The following is a 16,932-nucleotide window of genomic DNA, read 5'->3' on the forward strand; positions in this document are numbered from 1 at the left end:
CTTGTGATGTGCTCTTAGGGGTTAGAGGGATTTATGGGGGAGAGTTTGCAAAATACCCCTATTTTCTTAAGAGTTTTGTATAAAACTAAAATAAAGTAATCCTATTTAAAAAATAAAGAGCGTTATGAATTTAATGGATAGCAAAGAATATGACGGCTTTTTAATAGCGAGCAAAATATAAGACAGCTAAAACAAAGTAATAGCATTTAGTAAAGTAGGGGTAAGAGGTAAAAAATGGAAAAACATGCGTTTTAGATAAAACATTCATACCCACTACTAGCAGTCAAGGAGAAGTAACAAACCCAGACCGCATGAAAGAATTGTAATATAAAAAAGATTAAAACAGCTTTTAAGACTATCAATCCATATGATTTTACCAAAAAGAAAGCATCAGTCATTTTAATAGGTTTTTTAAAATTAGCTATAATCAAGGCTTCAAAAAGCCATAATTAAAAGAGTTGAGATGTTAGAAAAGTTGATTGAAAGAGTGTTGTTTGCCACTCGTTGGTTGCTAGCCCCTTTGTGCATTGCCATGTCGTTAGTGTTGGTGGTTTTAGGCTATGCGTTCATGAAAGAATTGTGGCACATGCTCAGCCATTTAAACACGATCAGCGAAACGGATTTGGTTTTATCAGCCTTAGGCTTGGTGGATTTGTTGTTTATGGCAGGGCTTGTTTTAATGGTATTGCTCGCCAGTTATGAAAGCTTTGTTTCCAAATTAGACAAGGTGGATGCTAGTGAAATCACCTGGCTAAAACACACGGATTTTAACGCTTTAAAGTTAAAGGTTTCGCTCTCCATTGTAGCCATTTCGGCGATTTTTTTGCTCAAACGCTACATGAGTTTAGAAGACGTTTTATCCAGTATTCCTAAAGACACGCCTCTATCGCATAACCCCATTTTTTGGCAAGTGGTGATCCATTTGGTGTTTGTGTGTTCAGCGCTTTTAGCCGCCGTTACCAATAATATCGCTTTTTCGCAAAATAAAGCGCATTAAAAGTTTTAAAGCTCTCTTTCAGGAAGGACTTTAGACCATTCTTTAATCAAGCGTAAAAAGAAGGAAGTATCAGGCGAAGTTTTTTCATGGATTAAAATGCCTTCTTCCACCGCTTCCCAAATCACTCTATGCCGATACACCACCAGATGCCATGATTGTTGGGCATGATCTTTAAGCGACAAACGCACCCTTTTAGCAAAAGACGGGTTGTCAAACAAAACTGCGCTTTCAGTGTTGATGTATGCAGAGCGCGGATCAATATTGAAACTCCCTAGAAGCGTTAAATTGTCATCAAAAACAATCGTCTTGCCGTGTAAGGAATGTTTGGTGCTAAAGTGCCCTTTAATCTGGCGGTTGAAAAAATCGTTTCGTATTTCATAGACATTCGCGCCCATTCGCACTAATTGGTTGCGATACCTTTCCCATGCCCCATAGACCACTATCGCATCAGTAGATGAAAGGGAATTGGTAAGGATATTCAATTCAATCCCCTTAGAAATTTGATTTTTAAAGATTTTCATCATCTTTTTGCCTGGAATAAAATACGATGAAGCGATAAAAACGGAGTCCTTAGCGTTTTTAAGGGCTTTCTCAAAAGCGATTTTGATAGGCGAATACAAGGGCGTGTCAATTTTTTTGGGTGAATCGGCTAAAAAAATGGCATTCCCATAATAAATTGGGTATTGGTATTTTTGGAATCGTTCTATAAAATCATTGACTTTTTTTTCAAACTGGTTTTTGTCTTCAGCGCTGATAGGGATTTTTTCATGGAGTTTAGCGATTTCTTTAGCGTTGTTTTTGAGTCTTTTATGGGTTCTTAGTAATGAAACAGGAATGGAGCGGTGGAATCTCCAATAGCGTTCAAAGCTTTCTTTGGCTTTTGAAGCAACCCCCCCAAAAAACAAAGCGTCTAAATCTAAAAAATTCGTGTCTAAATCGTTATCAAAATAATTATCCCCAATATTGCGCCCTCCTATAATGACAGCGAAATTATCCACGATGAAAAGCTTGTTGTGCATGCGTTTTTTAATGCGCTCATAATCCGCAAGCATTTCAAAATAGCGCAAGCCTTTATTGCGGATGTAGTAGGGGTTAAAAATTTTCACTTCAATGTTTTTATGGAAATTTAAAAGCATAATATCTGAAAAATCCGAATACACTCCGTTATCGTCTAAAAGGATGCGCACTTTTACCCCACGATTGGCCGCGTTTAAAAGTTCTTTAGCGATCACTTGAGAGGAAAGATCGTTCTTATAGATATAAGTTTGCATGTCAATGCTTTTTTGGCTCATTCTGATAAGACCCACTCTGTGCAATAAAGCGTCAAAGCCGTCTTCTAAAAGAATGGCCGCGCTATGGTTAGGGTTTTCTTTCAAATTTTTAGCATACAAGCTCCCAATGGTGGTAGTGTAGGGATCATAAGAGATAGGGGGGCTTGAAATGGGAGTCTTATAGACTAACCCAAAGCACCCATTAAAAAAAAAGACGCTTAAAAAAACTAAAAAGATTTTCAAAAACGACCCAAAGAAATTAGCGGCTTTTACCCACTTTCAACATCCTATTACGCAAAGTAGCGATACTGCTTTGCAAGGGTAATTCTTTAGGGCAAGTGTCATGGCAAGCAATCAAGCTCATGCACCCAAAAACACCATCATCATCGCCGACTAATTCATAAAAATCATCATCGCTTCTTTCATCATGGCTGTCAATCATAAAACGCATGGCTCTGTTCATGCCAGCAGCTCCAATGAAATTAGGGCGCATGAGTTTAGTCCCGCAAGAAGCGATACAGCACCCGCATTCAATGCACCTGTCTAGTTCAAAGACTTCTTGGGCTTCATCAGGCTCAACCCTTTTTTCCGGCTTAGTAATATCCACTTCTTCTTTAGAATGCGCCCAACTCTCCACCCTTTTAGTCATATCGCTAAACCAATCGCCGGTGTTTACGCTCAAATCTTTAATGAGCGTAAAACTGGGCATGGGCATGAGCGTGATCACCCCGCTTTCAAAACTGGAAGTTAGGGTTTTACAAGCTAGCCTCGGTCTCCCATTAACCATCATCGCGCAAGAGCCGCAAATCCCAGCGCGGCACACAAAATCAAAACTCAAATCCGGATCTTGATGCTCTCTAATGAGGTTTAAAGCGATAAAGAGCGTCATGGATGGCGTTTCTTTCAATTGATACTCTTTAAAATGCGGCTTACTCACCGCGCTTTGAGGGTCAAATTTTAGCACTCTAACTACAATCGTTCGTTCATTATCACTCATGGTGTTCTCCTTTTAAATTAGCGTTGTGTTGGTCTAATAAATCATGGACATTGAAAGAATACAAATGTTCCCCCCTAGCCCTGACTTCCTCATCTTCTAAACGCATGTTCCTAGCCTTGTATTTTTCTTGCAATTCAAAAGGCATGAGTGCGTGTTGGACTTCTACCCTGTCTTTCCCGAGCTTTTCTAATTCTAAAATCGTTTTCAAAATCTCAGCGTCGCGCTCTTCTTTTTTGGGGTGGGGAATGAAATTGCCTTTTTTGCCATAGCCCCTAAAATCAGGGCTGATTTCCATTTTCATCACATCTAATTCTTCGTATTCAATCGTGGGCATGTCTTGCTCAGCGCTAGGCCAGCTCGCTAAAGTCCGATTAAGCCATTTTTCATCGTCTCTTTTAGGGTAGTCAATCCTTGTGTGAGCCCCTCTGCTTTCGGTGCGCAGTAACGCTCCTTGAGTGATGCAAAGCGCGAGTTTGAGCATTTTTTTGGTGCGGTAAGCGTCTTCTAATTCAGGGTTATTGTGCAAAACCTTGTTTTTCACGCAAATGTTTTTGGAGCGTGCATAAAGCTCTTGCAATTCTTTAAGGGCTTCTTCTAATTTTTTGCCTTCTCTAAAAACGCCCACTTTTTCATCCATGACTTCTTTCATGCGTTCTCTAATTTCATACACGTCTTCTTTGCCTTCATTATGCAATAAAAAATGCATGTAATCCTGGCTTTCTTTAATGAAGGCTTCAACTTTTTGCGTGTTGATTTCAATTTGCGCTTCTAAACAATGCAAGGCGAAATAATCCCCTATGATCATGCCAGCGACTACCGCTTCACTCACAGAATTTCCCCCCAAGCGGTTAAACCCATGCAAATCCCAGCATGCCGCTTCACCCGCACAAAACAAGCCTTTCAAATGGGTTTCGCCTTTAGGGTTTGTCCTAACCCCACCCATAGAATAGTGTTGCATGGGCTTTATGGGGATCCAGCCTTTTTGCTTAGCCATCGCTTGCCCGTATTCAGGCTCATTAGTGGGCGCTCCTTGCATGTTGTCTTTGGTTTGCTCTTCGCTATCAGCCGGATCAATTCCTGCAAAAGTCATGGCAATATCGCGCACATCCCTTAAGTTTTTTTCCACATGGTTACGCCCTAAAATAGCAATATCCAGCCACACATGATCCCCATAAGGCGATTTGGCTCCATAGCCTTTTTGGATATGCTCTAAAATCCGCCTTGAGACCACATCCCTACTCGCAAGCTCTTTTTTCTCCGGCTCATAAGCGGGCATGAAGCGTCTGCCAAACTTGTCTCTTAAAACGCCGCCATCGCCCCTACAACCTTCGGTCATTAAAATCCCGCTAGGCACTAAAGCGGTAGGGTGGAATTGCACCGCTTCCATGTTGCCTAATTTAGCCACGCCGGTTTCTAAAGCGCTCGCCGCCCCGGCTCCATCGCAAATCACAGCGTTAGTGGTGTGTTTATACACGCGCCCATAACCTCCGGTAGCTAAAAGCGTGCCTTTAGAAACATACGCTGAAATTTCGCCCGTGATCAAATCCCTTACCACCGCCCCATAGCATTTATTATCATGATGGATGAAAGCGAGCATGTCCTTTCTGTCTTGAATATCCACTTTGTGGTGTAAGGCTTCATTAGCGACCGCATAAAGCATGGTATGCCCTGTAGCATCAGCCGTAAAGCATGTGCGCCATTTTTTAGTGCCGCCAAAATCACGGCTTAGAATATAACCATGCCTGTCGTCTCTTTCGGTAATGATAACATGCTCACCATTGACGACCGCAGGCCTATCGCCCTTTTTAATCCTAGTCCAAGGCACCCCCCAACTGGCCAATTCCCTAATGGCTTTAGGAGCAGTGGTTACAAACATCCTAGCCACTTGCTGATCACACCCCCAATCGCTCCCCTTAACCGTGTCTAAAAAGTGCAAATCTTCATTATCGCCCTCGCTTTTTTTAGCGTTCGCAAGGCTCGCTTGCATGCCCCCTTGAGCGGCTGCAGAGTGCGAACGCCTGACAGGCACTAGGCTTAAAACGATGGTGTTTAAACCCTTTTGTTTGCATGCGATACTAGCCCTTAACCCAGCTAGTCCGCCTCCAATAATTAGTGCATCACAATATGTTATTTTCATTTTCTACCCTTATTCTTTGTGGAATTTCCCATCAGCTTCTATGGCTTCTTGCATGGTTTTAATGCCATTGTCCTTATTTTCTAAACCTTTTTTAATGTAAGCCCCATAGGTGCAAAGCCCTAAAACAATGAAAAACACGCTCATCGCCCATTTGACTTTTCTCAAGCCTTGAATGCTCGCATTCTTAAACCACCCCCATTTAATCGCTAAACGATACAACCCAATAGAGCCATGCAATTCTACGGCAAACAATAAGAAAATATACAAAAGCCAAAAGTTTTGCGTGACAAAACGATAGCTTGAGCCATGAGGCCCAATACTTTCAGGCTCTGTGAGCATGACAAATAAGTGGATACTCGCTAAGAAAAACATCGCAAATCCGGTGAGGGCTTGAATAAACCACAAGCTCGTATCGCCATGTTTCATCAAATGCTTATGGGTTTTAAAAACCTTGTATTGCCGATAATTGATAGGGAATTTCCTTAACGCCAAAAAAGCATGTGCGACTAAAATAAGAATAACTCCTGCTGCAACCACGCTCACAATAGCCGGCTCGCCTGCTTTTAAAAACAAGCTCCCTTCAAAAAATTTCGCCACTTTATACATGGCTTCATCGCTAATCAAGATACTTGAGACCAAAAACATGTGCGTTATCATAAAGAGCGCTAAAATCAATCCCGTAGCGCTCTGTAAAAAATCCAGCTTGGCATAAATACCGCTCTTTTTAAGCCCTTTGCTAGCGCCATAATAACCCTCTATAATCTCTTCTTGTTGCATAAAAACTGCTCCTAAAACTCAAAATTAACCTAAAATCGCTTGATGCAAAAACACTGCCTTAATTTTACTACATTTGAAATAATTTTTCTTATAAACAAAACCTAAATTGGGAAAAAATTCAATTCAAGGGGGCTATTGTTTAAAATTTACATTTTTTGAATGCTATAATAAGGGATAGACCACCTATAAAATAAGGATCATTCAATGACAAAAATTGCCATGGCTAATTTTAAATCCGCTATGCCTATTTTTAAAAGCCATGCGTATTTAAAAGAATTAGAAAAAACTTTAAAACCGCAGCATTTTGATAGGGTGTTTGTATTCCCTGATTTTTTGGGGTTATTGCCTAATTCGTTTTTGCATTTCACTTTAGGAGTGCAAAACGCTTACCCTAGAGATTGTGGGGCTTTTACCGGTGAAATCACTTCAAAGCATTTAGAAGAATTAAAAATCCACACGCTTTTAATAGGGCATAGCGAGAGGCGAACGCTTTTAAAGGAAAGCCCTAGTTTTTTGAAAGAAAAGTTTGATTTTTTTAAAAGTAAAAATTTTAAAATTGTCTATTGTATTGGCGAAGATTTAACGACCAGAGAAAAGGGTTTAGTGGCTGTAAAGGAATTTTTAAATGAGCAATTAGAAACTATCGATCTCAATTATTCCAATTTAATTGTGGCTTATGAGCCTATTTGGGCGATTGGCACCAAAAAAAGCGCTTCTTTAGAAGATATTTACCTCACGCATGGTTTTTTAAAGCAAATCTTAAACCAAAAAACGCCTTTATTGTATGGGGGGAGCGTGAATGTGCAAAACGCTAAAGAAATTTTAGGGATTGATAGCGTGGATGGCTTATTGATCGGGAGTGCATCTTGGGAATTAGAAAATTTTAAAACAATCATTTCATTTTTATAAAGGAAAATCATGGGATTTTTAAAAGGTAAAAAAGGGCTTATTGTAGGGGTGGCAAACAATAAATCCATCGCTTATGGGATCGCTCAATCTTGCTTCAATCAAGGAGCTACTTTGGCTTTCACTTATTTGAATGAGAGCTTAGAAAAGCGTGTGAGGCCTATTGCACAGGAATTGAGTAGCCCCTATGTGTATGAATTGGATGTGAGCAAAGAAGAGCATTTCAAGTCGCTATACAATAGCGTTAAAAAGGATTTAGGCTCATTGGATTTTATCGTTCATAGCGTGGCCTTTGCCCCAAAAGAGGCTTTAGAAGGGAGCTTGTTAGAAACTTCTAAAAGCGCGTTTAATACCGCTATGGAAATTTCTGTTTATTCTTTAATAGAGCTGACAAACACTCTAAAACCTTTATTGAATAACGGGGCGTCTGTTTTGACTTTAAGCTATTTAGGCAGCACCAAATACATGGCGCATTACAATGTGATGGGGTTGGCTAAAGCGGCCCTAGAGAGCGCGGTGCGTTATTTAGCGGTGGATTTAGGCAAACATAATATTAGAGTGAATGCCCTATCGGCTGGGCCTATCAGGACGCTCGCTTCTAGCGGGATCGCTGATTTTAGGATGATTTTAAAATGGAATGAAATCAACGCCCCTTTAAGAAAAAATGTGAGCTTAGAAGAAGTGGGCAATGCTGGGATGTATTTGCTTTCTAGCTTGTCTAGTGGCGTGAGTGGGGAAGTGCATTTTGTGGATGCCGGCTATCATGTGATGGGCATGGGGGCTGTGGAAGAAAAAGATAATAAAGCTACGCTGTTGTGGGATTTGCATAAAGAACCATAAGGGGTATTGATGAAATTAAGCGAATTGTTAAGCGCCTATTCTATTGAAACGGAATTTTCAAACGATTTTGAAGTGCATGCTTTAGCGGAATTAGACAAGGCTACGCCTAATGATATTAGCTATATTGACCAAGCGCGTTACCTTAAACTTTTAAAAGATTCCAAAGCTGGGGCGGTGTTTATCCGTAAAAAAGAATCTTCTAAAGTGCCAAAACACATGCAAGCTTTAATCGTGGATAACCCGCATTTAGCCTTTGCCAAAGCTTCGCATGCCTTTAAGATCCCTTTTTTTAAAAACCCAGAAAGCGTGAATGAACCTAAACATTTTGAAAAAGTAACGATCATGCCTAATGTGATGATTGGAGAGAGCGTAGAAATTGGCGAAAACTCTTTGATTTATCCGGGCGTGGTGATTGCTGATGGGGTCAAAATCGGTAAAAATTGCGTTTTGTATCCTCGTGTTATTTTGTATCAAAACACGATTTTAGAAGACAATGTCATCATCCATGCGGGTAGTGTGATCGGAGGTGATGGCTTTGGTTATGCGCACACCGCTTTAGGAGAGCATGTCAAAATTGAGCATGTGGGGATTGTTAGGATTCAAAAAAATGTAGAAATTGGCGCTAACACGGCGATTGATAGGGCGGTGTTTGGCGAGACTTTGATTAAAGAGGGCGTTAAGATTGATAACCTGGTTCAAATCGGGCATAATTGCGTTTTAGGCGAGCACAGCATCGTCGTTTCTCAAGTGGGCTTGAGCGGCTCTACAACCACTGGCCGTAATGTGGTTTTTGGCGGGCAAGTGGGTATTGGGGGGCATTTGCATGTGGGTGAATTCACTCAAATTGGGGGTAAAAGCGCGGTGGGTAAGGACTTGCCCCCTAATACCAATTTTGCCGGAGCGATCCCTGCTATGGAAATCCATGAATGGCACCATTTCTTAGCCCATTTAAGAACGAATTTCAGGAAACAGCAAAAAACAAGTTTGTTGCAAAAAGCTAAAGGATTTTTTAAGTCTTAAAGAATGAAATAAGCTATAATAAGCCCATTTTGAATACGAATGATTATTTTAATAAGGACAATCAATGAAAGATAGTTTTCTTTTCACTTCTGAATCAGTAACTGAGGGGCATCCTGATAAAATGGCTGATCAAATCAGCGATGCGGTTTTAGATTATATTATTGAGCGGGATCAAAAAGCCAAAGTCGCATGCGAGACTTTGGTTTCTAACGGGTTTTGCATGATCACTGGCGAGTTAAAAACTTCTGTTTATGCCCCTATGCAAGAGATTGCAAGAGAAGTGGTTAAAAAGATTGGCTATACAGACGCTCTTTATGGCTTTGATTATAGAAGCGCGGCGGTTTTGAATGGTGTTGGCGAGCAAAGCCCTGATATTAATCAAGGCGTGGATAGAGAAGATGGCGAGATTGGGGCAGGGGATCAAGGGCTTATGTTTGGTTATGCGTGCAAGGAGACTGAAACGCTCATGCCCTTACCCATTCATTTAGCGCACCAGCTCACTTTCGCTCTGGCTCAAAAAAGAAAAGACAACACTTTGCCTTTTTTAAGGCCTGATGGCAAGTCTCAAGTGAGCGTGCGTTATGAAAACAACAAGCCTGTAAGCATTGATACGATTGTTATTTCCACCCAACATTCCCCAGAAGTTTCGCAAAAGCATTTAAAAGAAGCCGTGATTGAAGAGATCGTGTATAAGGTTTTACCCAAAGAATATTTGCATGACAATATCAAGTTTTTTGTCAATCCCACAGGAAAATTCGTTATCGGTGGGCCGCAAGGCGATGCGGGTTTGACGGGTAGAAAAATCATCGTGGATACTTATGGGGGGAGTTGTCCGCATGGCGGGGGAGCGTTTAGTGGGAAAGACCCTAGCAAAGTGGATAGGAGCGCAGCTTATGCGGCCCGCTATGTGGCTAAAAATTTGGTAGCGAGTGGGGTTTGCGATAAAGCGACCGTGCAGCTTGCTTATGCGATTGGGGTGATAGAGCCAGTGTCTATCTATGTGAACACGCATAACACGAGCAAGTATTCAAGCACGGAGTTGGAAAAATGCGTGAAAGCGGTTTTCAAACTCACGCCAAAAGGCATTATTGAAAGCTTGGATTTGTTAAGACCCATTTATTCGCTCACTTCGGCTTATGGGCATTTTGGGCGCGAGTTAGAGGAATTCACTTGGGAAAAAACCAACAAAGCTGAGGAGATTAAAGCGTTCTTTAAGCGTTAAAAAAATACTTTAAGGGTAATATTTTAAAAAATTTTTGTATAATCAACAATTCACAAGGAGTTTAAATTGAAACAAAGAACGCTGTCTATTATTAAACCGGATGCGCTTAAGAAAAAAGTGGTAGGCAAAATCATTGATCGCTTTGAGAGTAACGGCTTGGAAGTCATTGCTATGAAACGCTTGCATTTGAGCGTTAAAGACGCTGAAAGCTTTTATGCGATCCACAGAGAGAGACCCTTTTTTAAAGATTTGATAGAATTTATGGTCAGTGGTCCGGTGGTGGTTATGGTTTTAGAGGGCAAAGATGCCGTGGCTAAAAACAGAGATCTTATGGGAGCGACTGATCCCAAACTCGCTCAAAAAGGCACTATCAGAGCGGATTTTGCTGAAAGCATTGACGCTAATGCGGTGCATGGGAGCGATAGCTTGGAAAACGCGCACAATGAAATCGCTTTCTTTTTTGCCGCTAGAGATCTTTAAGATTTAAGGGCGTTTTAAGTTAAGCATGCAATTTGAAATGCGTAAAATCGCTTTTAATGCACCTAAAGCGTTTTCTTTAGAGCATGAGGGAGTGGTTTTAGAGGGCGAAGTTGTGCGAGTGGGGGCGAAATTGTTTCGTTTGGAAGCGCGCCTTAAGGGTGAATTGATGCTTGTTTGCGATACAAGCGGTAAAGAGTTTAAAAAAAGCCTTGATGAGTCATTGGTTTTGCATATTTCAGACGGGTTGTGGGATACGCAAAGCCAAAGTTTGGATTTTGATAATTTAGATGTTATTGAATCTTTCAATGGTTTTATTGATTTGAGCGAAATTTTACGCTCTGAAGTGGAGTCTATTAAATTAGACTACCATTATGCAGATTGAAATGAAGGAGAATTTATGGCAGTACCTGATAGAAGAGTGAGTAAGACAAGAGCGGCAAAAAGGCGCACGCATTATAGCGTTAAGTTGGCTAAACCTGTGAAAGCCAAAGATGGCACTTGGAAGCTTCCCCACCATATTAACAAATTTACTAAAGAATACTAATATAAAAGCTATCTTTAGTGATAGAAAGTATTTTAAAGGATTGCAACAAGCCTTTTAAGGACGCATGATGAAAATTGTAATAGACTTAATGGGGGCTGACCATGGGGTTTTACCCATTATTGAGGGAGTCTCAAGGGCTTTAGAGAATAAGAGTTTTAGTGCGGTTTTAGTGGGGGATAAAGACAAAGCGACCCCTTTTATTTCTAAAGAGTTAGCCAGCAAAGTGGAAATGATCCACACGCAAGATTATATTAAAATGGAAGAAGCCGCCACTGAGGCGATTAAGCGTAAGGAATCTTCCATTTACTTGGGTATGGATATTTTGAAAAATGGGGCTGACGCTTTGATTTCAGCGGGGCATAGCGGAGCGACTATGGGTTTAGCGACCTTGCGTTTAGGGCGTATCAAGGGGGTTGAAAGGCCCGCTATTTGCACTTTGATGCCTAGCGTTGGCAAACGCCCTAGCGTGCTGTTAGACGCAGGAGCGAACACGGATTGCAAGCCTGAATATTTGATTGATTTTGCTCTTATGGGGTATGAATACGCTAAAAGCGTGTTGCATTATGATAGCCCTAAGGTGGGTCTTTTGAGTAATGGCGAAGAAGATATTAAAGGGAACATGCTCGTTAAAGAAACGCATAAAATGCTGAAAGCTTATGACTTCTTTTATGGCAATGTGGAGGGGAGCGATATTTTCAAAGGGGTTGTGGATGTGGTGGTTTGCGATGGCTTTATGGGGAATGTGGTCTTAAAGACAACTGAAGGGGTCGCTAGTGCGATAGGTTCTATTTTTAAAGATGAAATTAAAAGCTCTTTTAAATCTAAAATGGGGGCTTTGATGCTTAAGAATGCGTTTGGTATTTTAAAACAAAAAACCGATTACGCTGAATATGGGGGCGCGCCGCTTTTAGGCGTGAATAAAAGCGTGATCATTAGCCATGGCAAGAGCAACGCTAGAGCGATTGAATGCGCGATTTATCAGGCTATTAACGCTGTTGAAAGTCAGGTTTGTTTGAGAATTACCCAAGCGTTTGAGAGCTTAAAGCCTAGCGTTTCTGCGCATCAAAGTGATCAGCAAGACGCTTAAAGATGACTATGTTAAGGGGATTGAATGGAATTTTACGCCTCTCTTAAATCCATTGCGATGCATGTTCCAAGCGAGCGTGTGAAAAATGCAGAGTTCCAGCAATTTTTGGATACCAGCGATGAATGGATAGAAAAAAGGACTGGTATCAAAGAACGCCGTTTCGCTAGCAATGAAGAAAAAAGCAGCGATTTAGGGGTAATAGCGGCTAAACAGGCCATAGAGAGAGCGCATTTAACCCCAAAAGACATTGATTTGGTGGTTGTGGCGACCTTAAGCCCTGATTTTTTGGCCATGCCTTCAACCGCTTGCGTGTTGAGCGCGAAATTAGGCATTGAAAACAAACCGGCGTTTGATATTTCAGCCGCTTGCACGGGTTTTATTTATTTATTATCTGTGGCTAAGGCTTATGTTGAGAGCGGGATGTGCGAAAATGTGCTGATTGTGGGGGCAGAAAAAACGAGCAGCGTGTTAGATTTTAAAGATAGGGGGACTTGTATTTTATTTGGCGATGGGGCTGGGGCGTGCGTGATAGGCAGAACCAAACATTTAAAAGAAAGCATTTTAGACGTGCAGATTTCAGCGAACGGGAATTTTTCTAATTATCTCTATACGCCAAGGACTCTTAAACCCACGCCCTTTAACGCTAAAGAAGAAGCTTCAGAGCCTTTTTTGTGCATGAAGGGCAATGAAGTGTTTAAACTAGCGGTAAAAACGCTTTTAAAAGATGTGGAAATGATTTTAGAAAAAAACGCTCTCAAACCTGAAGATGTGCGTTTGTTTATCCCGCATCAAGCTAATTTTAGGATCATTCAAGCGGTGCGAGAGCATTTGGATTTTAAAGATGAGCAAGTGGTTTTAACCGTGCATAAATACGGCAACACTTCAGCAGCCAGTATCCCTATGGCCATGGGTGAAGCTTATGAAGAGGGGCACTTGAAAAAGGGCGATTTAATGCTTCTAGACGCTTTTGGTGGGGGATTGACTTGGGGTTCAGCGTTGGTGTATTTTGGAGGATAAAAAGGATTAAGGAGTATTGATGAAAAAGATAATTTTTTTATTTTTAATGGTGTTGGGGGGGTTAAAGTCGCAAAGCAGTTATTGCAGCGATTTTTGCGAAGGCACTCCAGATAGCCGTATCCCTCCTATGGGGTTTCATTTCAGTTTTGTGCATTCAGTGAAATATTACTTGCAAGATCCGCAAGAGCGCGATCACAAGCTTAAAAAATGCCATCAAGCCTTTGATTCGACTCTTAAGGTTAATTTTATTACGAAGTCTTTTAAAAAGGATTGCAAGCATGCGCAAATGGCTTTAGAGCAAGCTCAAAAAGGGACTCCATAAAAGGGGTTTCTTTAAGGATTTTATTTCTTATAGCAGAAATTATTTTTAAAGTAAAAGACAAATCATGTTTGTATTAATTAGAGATATATTGGTTATTTTACTACCTATTATGGCTATTGGATTTGTATTAGCGGCTTGTCAGAAGGTAGAGATGGTGATGACGATAATGATGTTAATGATGGTTTTTTAGTAGATTATGGGATAAGTGCCTAGAATGGTTAGGAATAATTTCGGTATTTATAGGCATATTTTTCCCTTATATAGCCGGTATAGTTTTACTCTTAATTGTTTTATTCAGTAATGATTAGTAGCTTCTCAACTAAAAACTCAACCAACAACCCATTGAGAATCAAGTATAAGCAAACTTTTTGATATTAAAAAAGTTTTTAGCGTTTTTAAATTTTATCACCAACACCCCATTAGAACAAAAACCAAATTTTTATTTGGAAAATTTGTGGTAATACTCGCCCTTGTCCGTGATGATTTTAACTTCTAACAATTGGTTAGGCTTGCAATCTAGGCGGTAAAATATCTGTTGCGAATACTTTAACTCATGATCAAAGAGCTTTTCTTTTTTAAACTTATCGCCCAATTTGGGTTCCACTTTTTTAGTCGCTTCGCATGAATTTCCCCTATTGACAATAAGATTTTTAATCACCACCGGTTCATCGTTCATGGAAGTGATGCTTAAAAGACTAGAGTCCGTCATTTTTCCCACCAGTTTCCCCCCAGTCGCACGATAATCCAGCTTGAAATCCAAATCCTTTGCCCCCACACAAACACCGCTTATCATTAGCAAGCTCAAACACATCTTTTTAAACATCAAAATCCTTTCACTTTATAATATTTGTGGGGTATTATAATCAAATTTGATATATTCTTTTTTAATCGTTGGGTTATTGCACTCTTTTCTTTATCCATTCAAATAAGCATAGAAAATTCTTTTTTGTTTCTTCGCTCATTACATCGTCTTTACCGCTATACAAGAGTCTTGTTTTGAACGCCATGGCCAATTCCATGCGCTTGTTTTTGGCGTATTTTTTTCTATCGTTTGCGCTGAAACAATCTTCAATTTGTTTGAAACACCTGTCGCAGTCTGAGAGTTGTAGGATTGTGATGGGATCATGCATTTCTTCATTAGCGTTTTTAAATCGTTCACTCGTTGCGTTTTGGTCAGAATCGCATTTCCTGTCATCATCTGTCAAAACAATGGGGTTGTTGTCTAACTCGCAAAGTTTTTGAATGGTTTCTTTCATATCGTTTGGATTGTTTTTAAGCCCTGAAATGGGTAAGAAAGTGAAAGGAATGGGGTTGTCTTTGAATTCTCGCTCATTGAAATACAATTTGAAAGCGCTCAAATAACAATAATCCGTGATGCCTTCTACAAAGATGATTCGGTGTTTTTGGGGGTTGTGAAAAACATGCTGACCCACCCCTAAAGAACGCTTGATTTTATCTAAGGCATCGGAGTCTTTGCTCGCATTATTTAGGGGGTAGTTAAAGTGATTCTTAATTACAGAGTCTTCTGTTTCTTTTTCTACAATCCTTATTTCATCTAAATGATCCGTATCCACTAAAAAGGGGTCATGGGTGGCTAAAACAAAAGTGACATGATTTTTATGAGCGTATTCTTTTAAAAACTTCCTGAATTCCTTTCTGGCTGGCACGCTCAAGTGAGTGGCTGGCTCGTCCATAACCACAATGCACTCACCATAATTAGCAGGAACTCCTTCGTAATTATGATGGTATTTATATAAAAAATTAAAAAACAAGTTAAAAAACCATTGGAATCCAGTGCTTTGTTTTGCGAGCTCTAAATACTCATTGTCTCTTTTGATTTTTATGTGCAAAAAATGCTGTTCTTGCAAACAGAATTCAAAAACATATCTGTGTTCATCATCTGGGTTAATACAATAACTTTCGTTAAACTTTTTGTTGATTTTTTCACCCATTTTCTTTAATTCTTTTTCCAATTCTTCAAGAAGATTCGTTTTTTTACAGAAGAGAAATTTTTCAGAATGACTATAGAAATTGAAAACAACATCATATTTTTCATTTAGAAACATTGTGACTTTTGGTTTATTAGATGCATATGGGTTGTTATATTTAATATATTTATCATTCTCTGAAGTAATAAACTCATTGCTAGAAGTTTTTTGCAAATCTATTTCTAGACAATTTATCTCATTAATAATTATTAATAATGTTTTTTTATTCTCATCAATTTTAAGTTCAATTATTGCACGGAATGGTGGTTCTTTTACTATGTCGGTTAGTTCAATTATTGCACCGACAAATAGCCAATGTTTATCGCACCATTCACACATCGCTTGCTACACTTTATTGCATTTAGGCATGTTTTTAATTGCTGAAAAGCTTATTTTTGATACATCAATAGACAAATATTCATCTTTAAGCTCAAAAGGATTATCGCAATTGGTAATTTCTGGTAACCAATGGAACAAGAAAGCGTATTTTTTAGGGTCTTGTGGAATGGTGTTGCAAGGTTGTTCTAATCTATTTTTTATTCTATCCGATTGCTCTTTAAATTTTGCTCTCATTTTTTCTAATGTTTCATTATTCTTATCAGAACTTTCTATTAATTTTGACAAGCTATATTCTTTGAAAGTTAAGAGAATGTGTAATAAAAGTTTTTCTTTAAGATTTTTATACGCTACTTTGGCTTTTTTCTTATCTTTTTTGTGTTCTATTGGCTTTATACATTTGTTGAAATTCATTTCGTTTAACCTTAATGTCTCTTTGTATTGGTTTAAAAAGTTACCACAAGAGTTTTTAAGATCTTCACAATATTTCTTATGGCTTAGAGTATCATTAGCATCAGGCAATAATTCTTCTAGAGCTTCTCTAACAGATTGTATAACTTCATTTATAAAATTATCTGTATGATTATCACAAGAGAACGACTTATGTCTCTCAAACGGACAGAAGTTCATTTCAAAATTATTTTGTTCATTCTCTTTGCTTTCTTTGAGTTCTACCCAAGAAAGCGTTTCAAGTTGTTGGTTATTTTCAATTGTATTAATAAGACTTAATATGGTTGGTTTTTTGATTTGTTCTTCATGATTTTCTATAGTACATAGAGAATTAGTATTATCATTAAACGCCTTCAAAGCTTCTAAAACATTGCTTTTGCCGACATTGTTTTCCCCCACTAAAACCACCAACCCCCCATGCTTAATTTCTCCAAAACTTGAATTTAAAAGCAATTCTGTAGGCGAGTTTTTACCCAAATTCCTAAAAGGGTGCAATTTCAAAACACGCTTATATAGCTTCATGTCTTACCCTTTCAAAACG

The 16,932-nt window shown here is 39.4% G+C and carries 16 protein-coding genes and 1 pseudogene; 11 read left to right on the top strand and 6 right to left on the bottom strand.

All coding sequences use genetic code 11. The features are described 5' to 3' along the window. Positions 1–463 precede the first annotated feature (463 nt). Positions 464–997 carry a TIGR00645 family protein gene (locus HG567_RS00885; RefSeq protein WP_025275584.1) on the top strand — a complete coding sequence of 178 codons (534 nt, stop codon included), beginning with the start codon at positions 464–466 and terminating at the stop codon, positions 995–997. Positions 998–1,002: 5 nt separating this feature from the next. On the opposite strand, the gene clsC is transcribed toward HG567_RS00885, so the two are convergent. Genes clsC through HG567_RS00905 form a run of 4 tightly spaced genes read right to left on the bottom strand, consistent with a single transcriptional unit; the run spans position 1,003 to position 6,179 of the window. Continuing rightward, complete coding sequence (gene clsC, locus HG567_RS00890) at positions 1,003–2,511, bottom strand: cardiolipin synthase ClsC (RefSeq protein ID WP_202163858.1); 1,509 nt, start codon at positions 2,509–2,511, stop codon at positions 1,003–1,005. A gap of 16 nt (positions 2,512–2,527) precedes the next feature. Next, positions 2,528–3,265, bottom strand: coding sequence for a fumarate reductase iron-sulfur subunit (locus HG567_RS00895; protein ID WP_001282442.1), 738 nt, complete (start codon positions 3,263–3,265; stop codon positions 2,528–2,530). Next, entirely contained in the window at positions 3,258–5,402 is a 2,145-nt protein-coding gene (locus HG567_RS00900; protein WP_202139818.1) for a fumarate reductase flavoprotein subunit, read from the bottom strand. Before HG567_RS00900 ends, HG567_RS00895 begins: the two co-directional genes overlap by 8 nt. Positions 5,403–5,411: 9 nt before the next feature. Beyond that, complete coding sequence (locus tag HG567_RS00905) at positions 5,412–6,179, bottom strand: fumarate reductase cytochrome b subunit (RefSeq protein WP_202139819.1); 768 nt, start codon at positions 6,177–6,179, stop codon at positions 5,412–5,414. Positions 6,180–6,383: 204 nt separating this feature from the next. Here HG567_RS00905 and HG567_RS00910 point away from each other — a divergent pair, with 204 nt between their 5' ends. From HG567_RS00910 to HG567_RS00955, 10 genes are all read left to right on the top strand, one after another. After that, positions 6,384–7,088 (top strand): triose-phosphate isomerase, encoded by a 705-nt coding sequence (locus HG567_RS00910; RefSeq protein ID WP_202139820.1) that lies wholly within the window; start codon positions 6,384–6,386, stop codon positions 7,086–7,088. Positions 7,089–7,097: 9 nt separating this feature from the next. Continuing rightward, entirely contained in the window at positions 7,098–7,925 is an 828-nt protein-coding gene (fabI, locus tag HG567_RS00915; protein WP_202139821.1) for an enoyl-ACP reductase FabI, read from the top strand. A gap of 9 nt (positions 7,926–7,934) precedes the next feature. Continuing rightward, on the top strand, positions 7,935–8,945 hold the full coding sequence (gene lpxD / locus HG567_RS00920; protein ID WP_078270915.1) for a UDP-3-O-(3-hydroxymyristoyl)glucosamine N-acyltransferase: 1,011 nt from the start codon (positions 7,935–7,937) through the stop codon (positions 8,943–8,945). Between the two features lie 64 nt (positions 8,946–9,009). Continuing rightward, positions 9,010–10,167, top strand: coding sequence for a methionine adenosyltransferase (gene metK, locus HG567_RS00925; RefSeq protein WP_000655161.1), 1,158 nt, complete (start codon positions 9,010–9,012; stop codon positions 10,165–10,167). A 66-nt stretch (positions 10,168–10,233) separates the two neighbouring features. Beyond that, on the top strand, positions 10,234–10,647 hold the full coding sequence (gene ndk / locus HG567_RS00930) for a nucleoside-diphosphate kinase (protein ID WP_000813738.1): 414 nt from the start codon (positions 10,234–10,236) through the stop codon (positions 10,645–10,647). 25 nt (positions 10,648–10,672) lie between these two features. Next, a complete protein-coding gene (locus HG567_RS00935; protein WP_108341837.1) occupies positions 10,673–11,029 on the top strand; it encodes a DUF177 domain-containing protein in 357 nt (118 codons plus the stop codon). Between the two features lie 15 nt (positions 11,030–11,044). Further along, on the top strand, positions 11,045–11,191 hold the full coding sequence (gene rpmF, locus HG567_RS00940) for a 50S ribosomal protein L32 (protein WP_000290431.1): 147 nt from the start codon (positions 11,045–11,047) through the stop codon (positions 11,189–11,191). 67 nt (positions 11,192–11,258) lie between these two features. Beyond that, positions 11,259–12,278 (top strand): phosphate acyltransferase PlsX, encoded by a 1,020-nt coding sequence (gene plsX / locus HG567_RS00945; RefSeq protein WP_202139822.1) that lies wholly within the window; start codon positions 11,259–11,261, stop codon positions 12,276–12,278. Between the two features lie 24 nt (positions 12,279–12,302). After that, a complete protein-coding gene (fabH, locus tag HG567_RS00950; protein WP_202163859.1) occupies positions 12,303–13,295 on the top strand; it encodes a ketoacyl-ACP synthase III in 993 nt (330 codons plus the stop codon). A gap of 19 nt (positions 13,296–13,314) precedes the next feature. Beyond that, the gene (locus tag HG567_RS00955) at positions 13,315–13,617 is read left to right on the top strand and encodes a hypothetical protein (protein WP_001912884.1); all 303 of its coding nucleotides are present in this window, start codon (positions 13,315–13,317) and stop codon (positions 13,615–13,617) included. A gap of 439 nt (positions 13,618–14,056) precedes the next feature. On the opposite strand, the gene HG567_RS00960 is transcribed toward HG567_RS00955, so the two are convergent. Continuing rightward, on the bottom strand, positions 14,057–14,440 hold the full coding sequence (locus HG567_RS00960) for a hypothetical protein (RefSeq protein WP_050853436.1): 384 nt from the start codon (positions 14,438–14,440) through the stop codon (positions 14,057–14,059). Positions 14,441–14,455: 15 nt separating this feature from the next. Beyond that, positions 14,456–16,913 (bottom strand): annotated as a pseudogene (locus HG567_RS08005) (hypothetical protein). Between the last annotated feature and the right edge of the window lie 19 nt (positions 16,914–16,932).

It is taken from the genome of Helicobacter pylori (assembly GCF_016755635.1).
Classification (GTDB): Bacteria; Campylobacterota; Campylobacteria; order Campylobacterales; family Helicobacteraceae; genus Helicobacter; species Helicobacter pylori_CQ.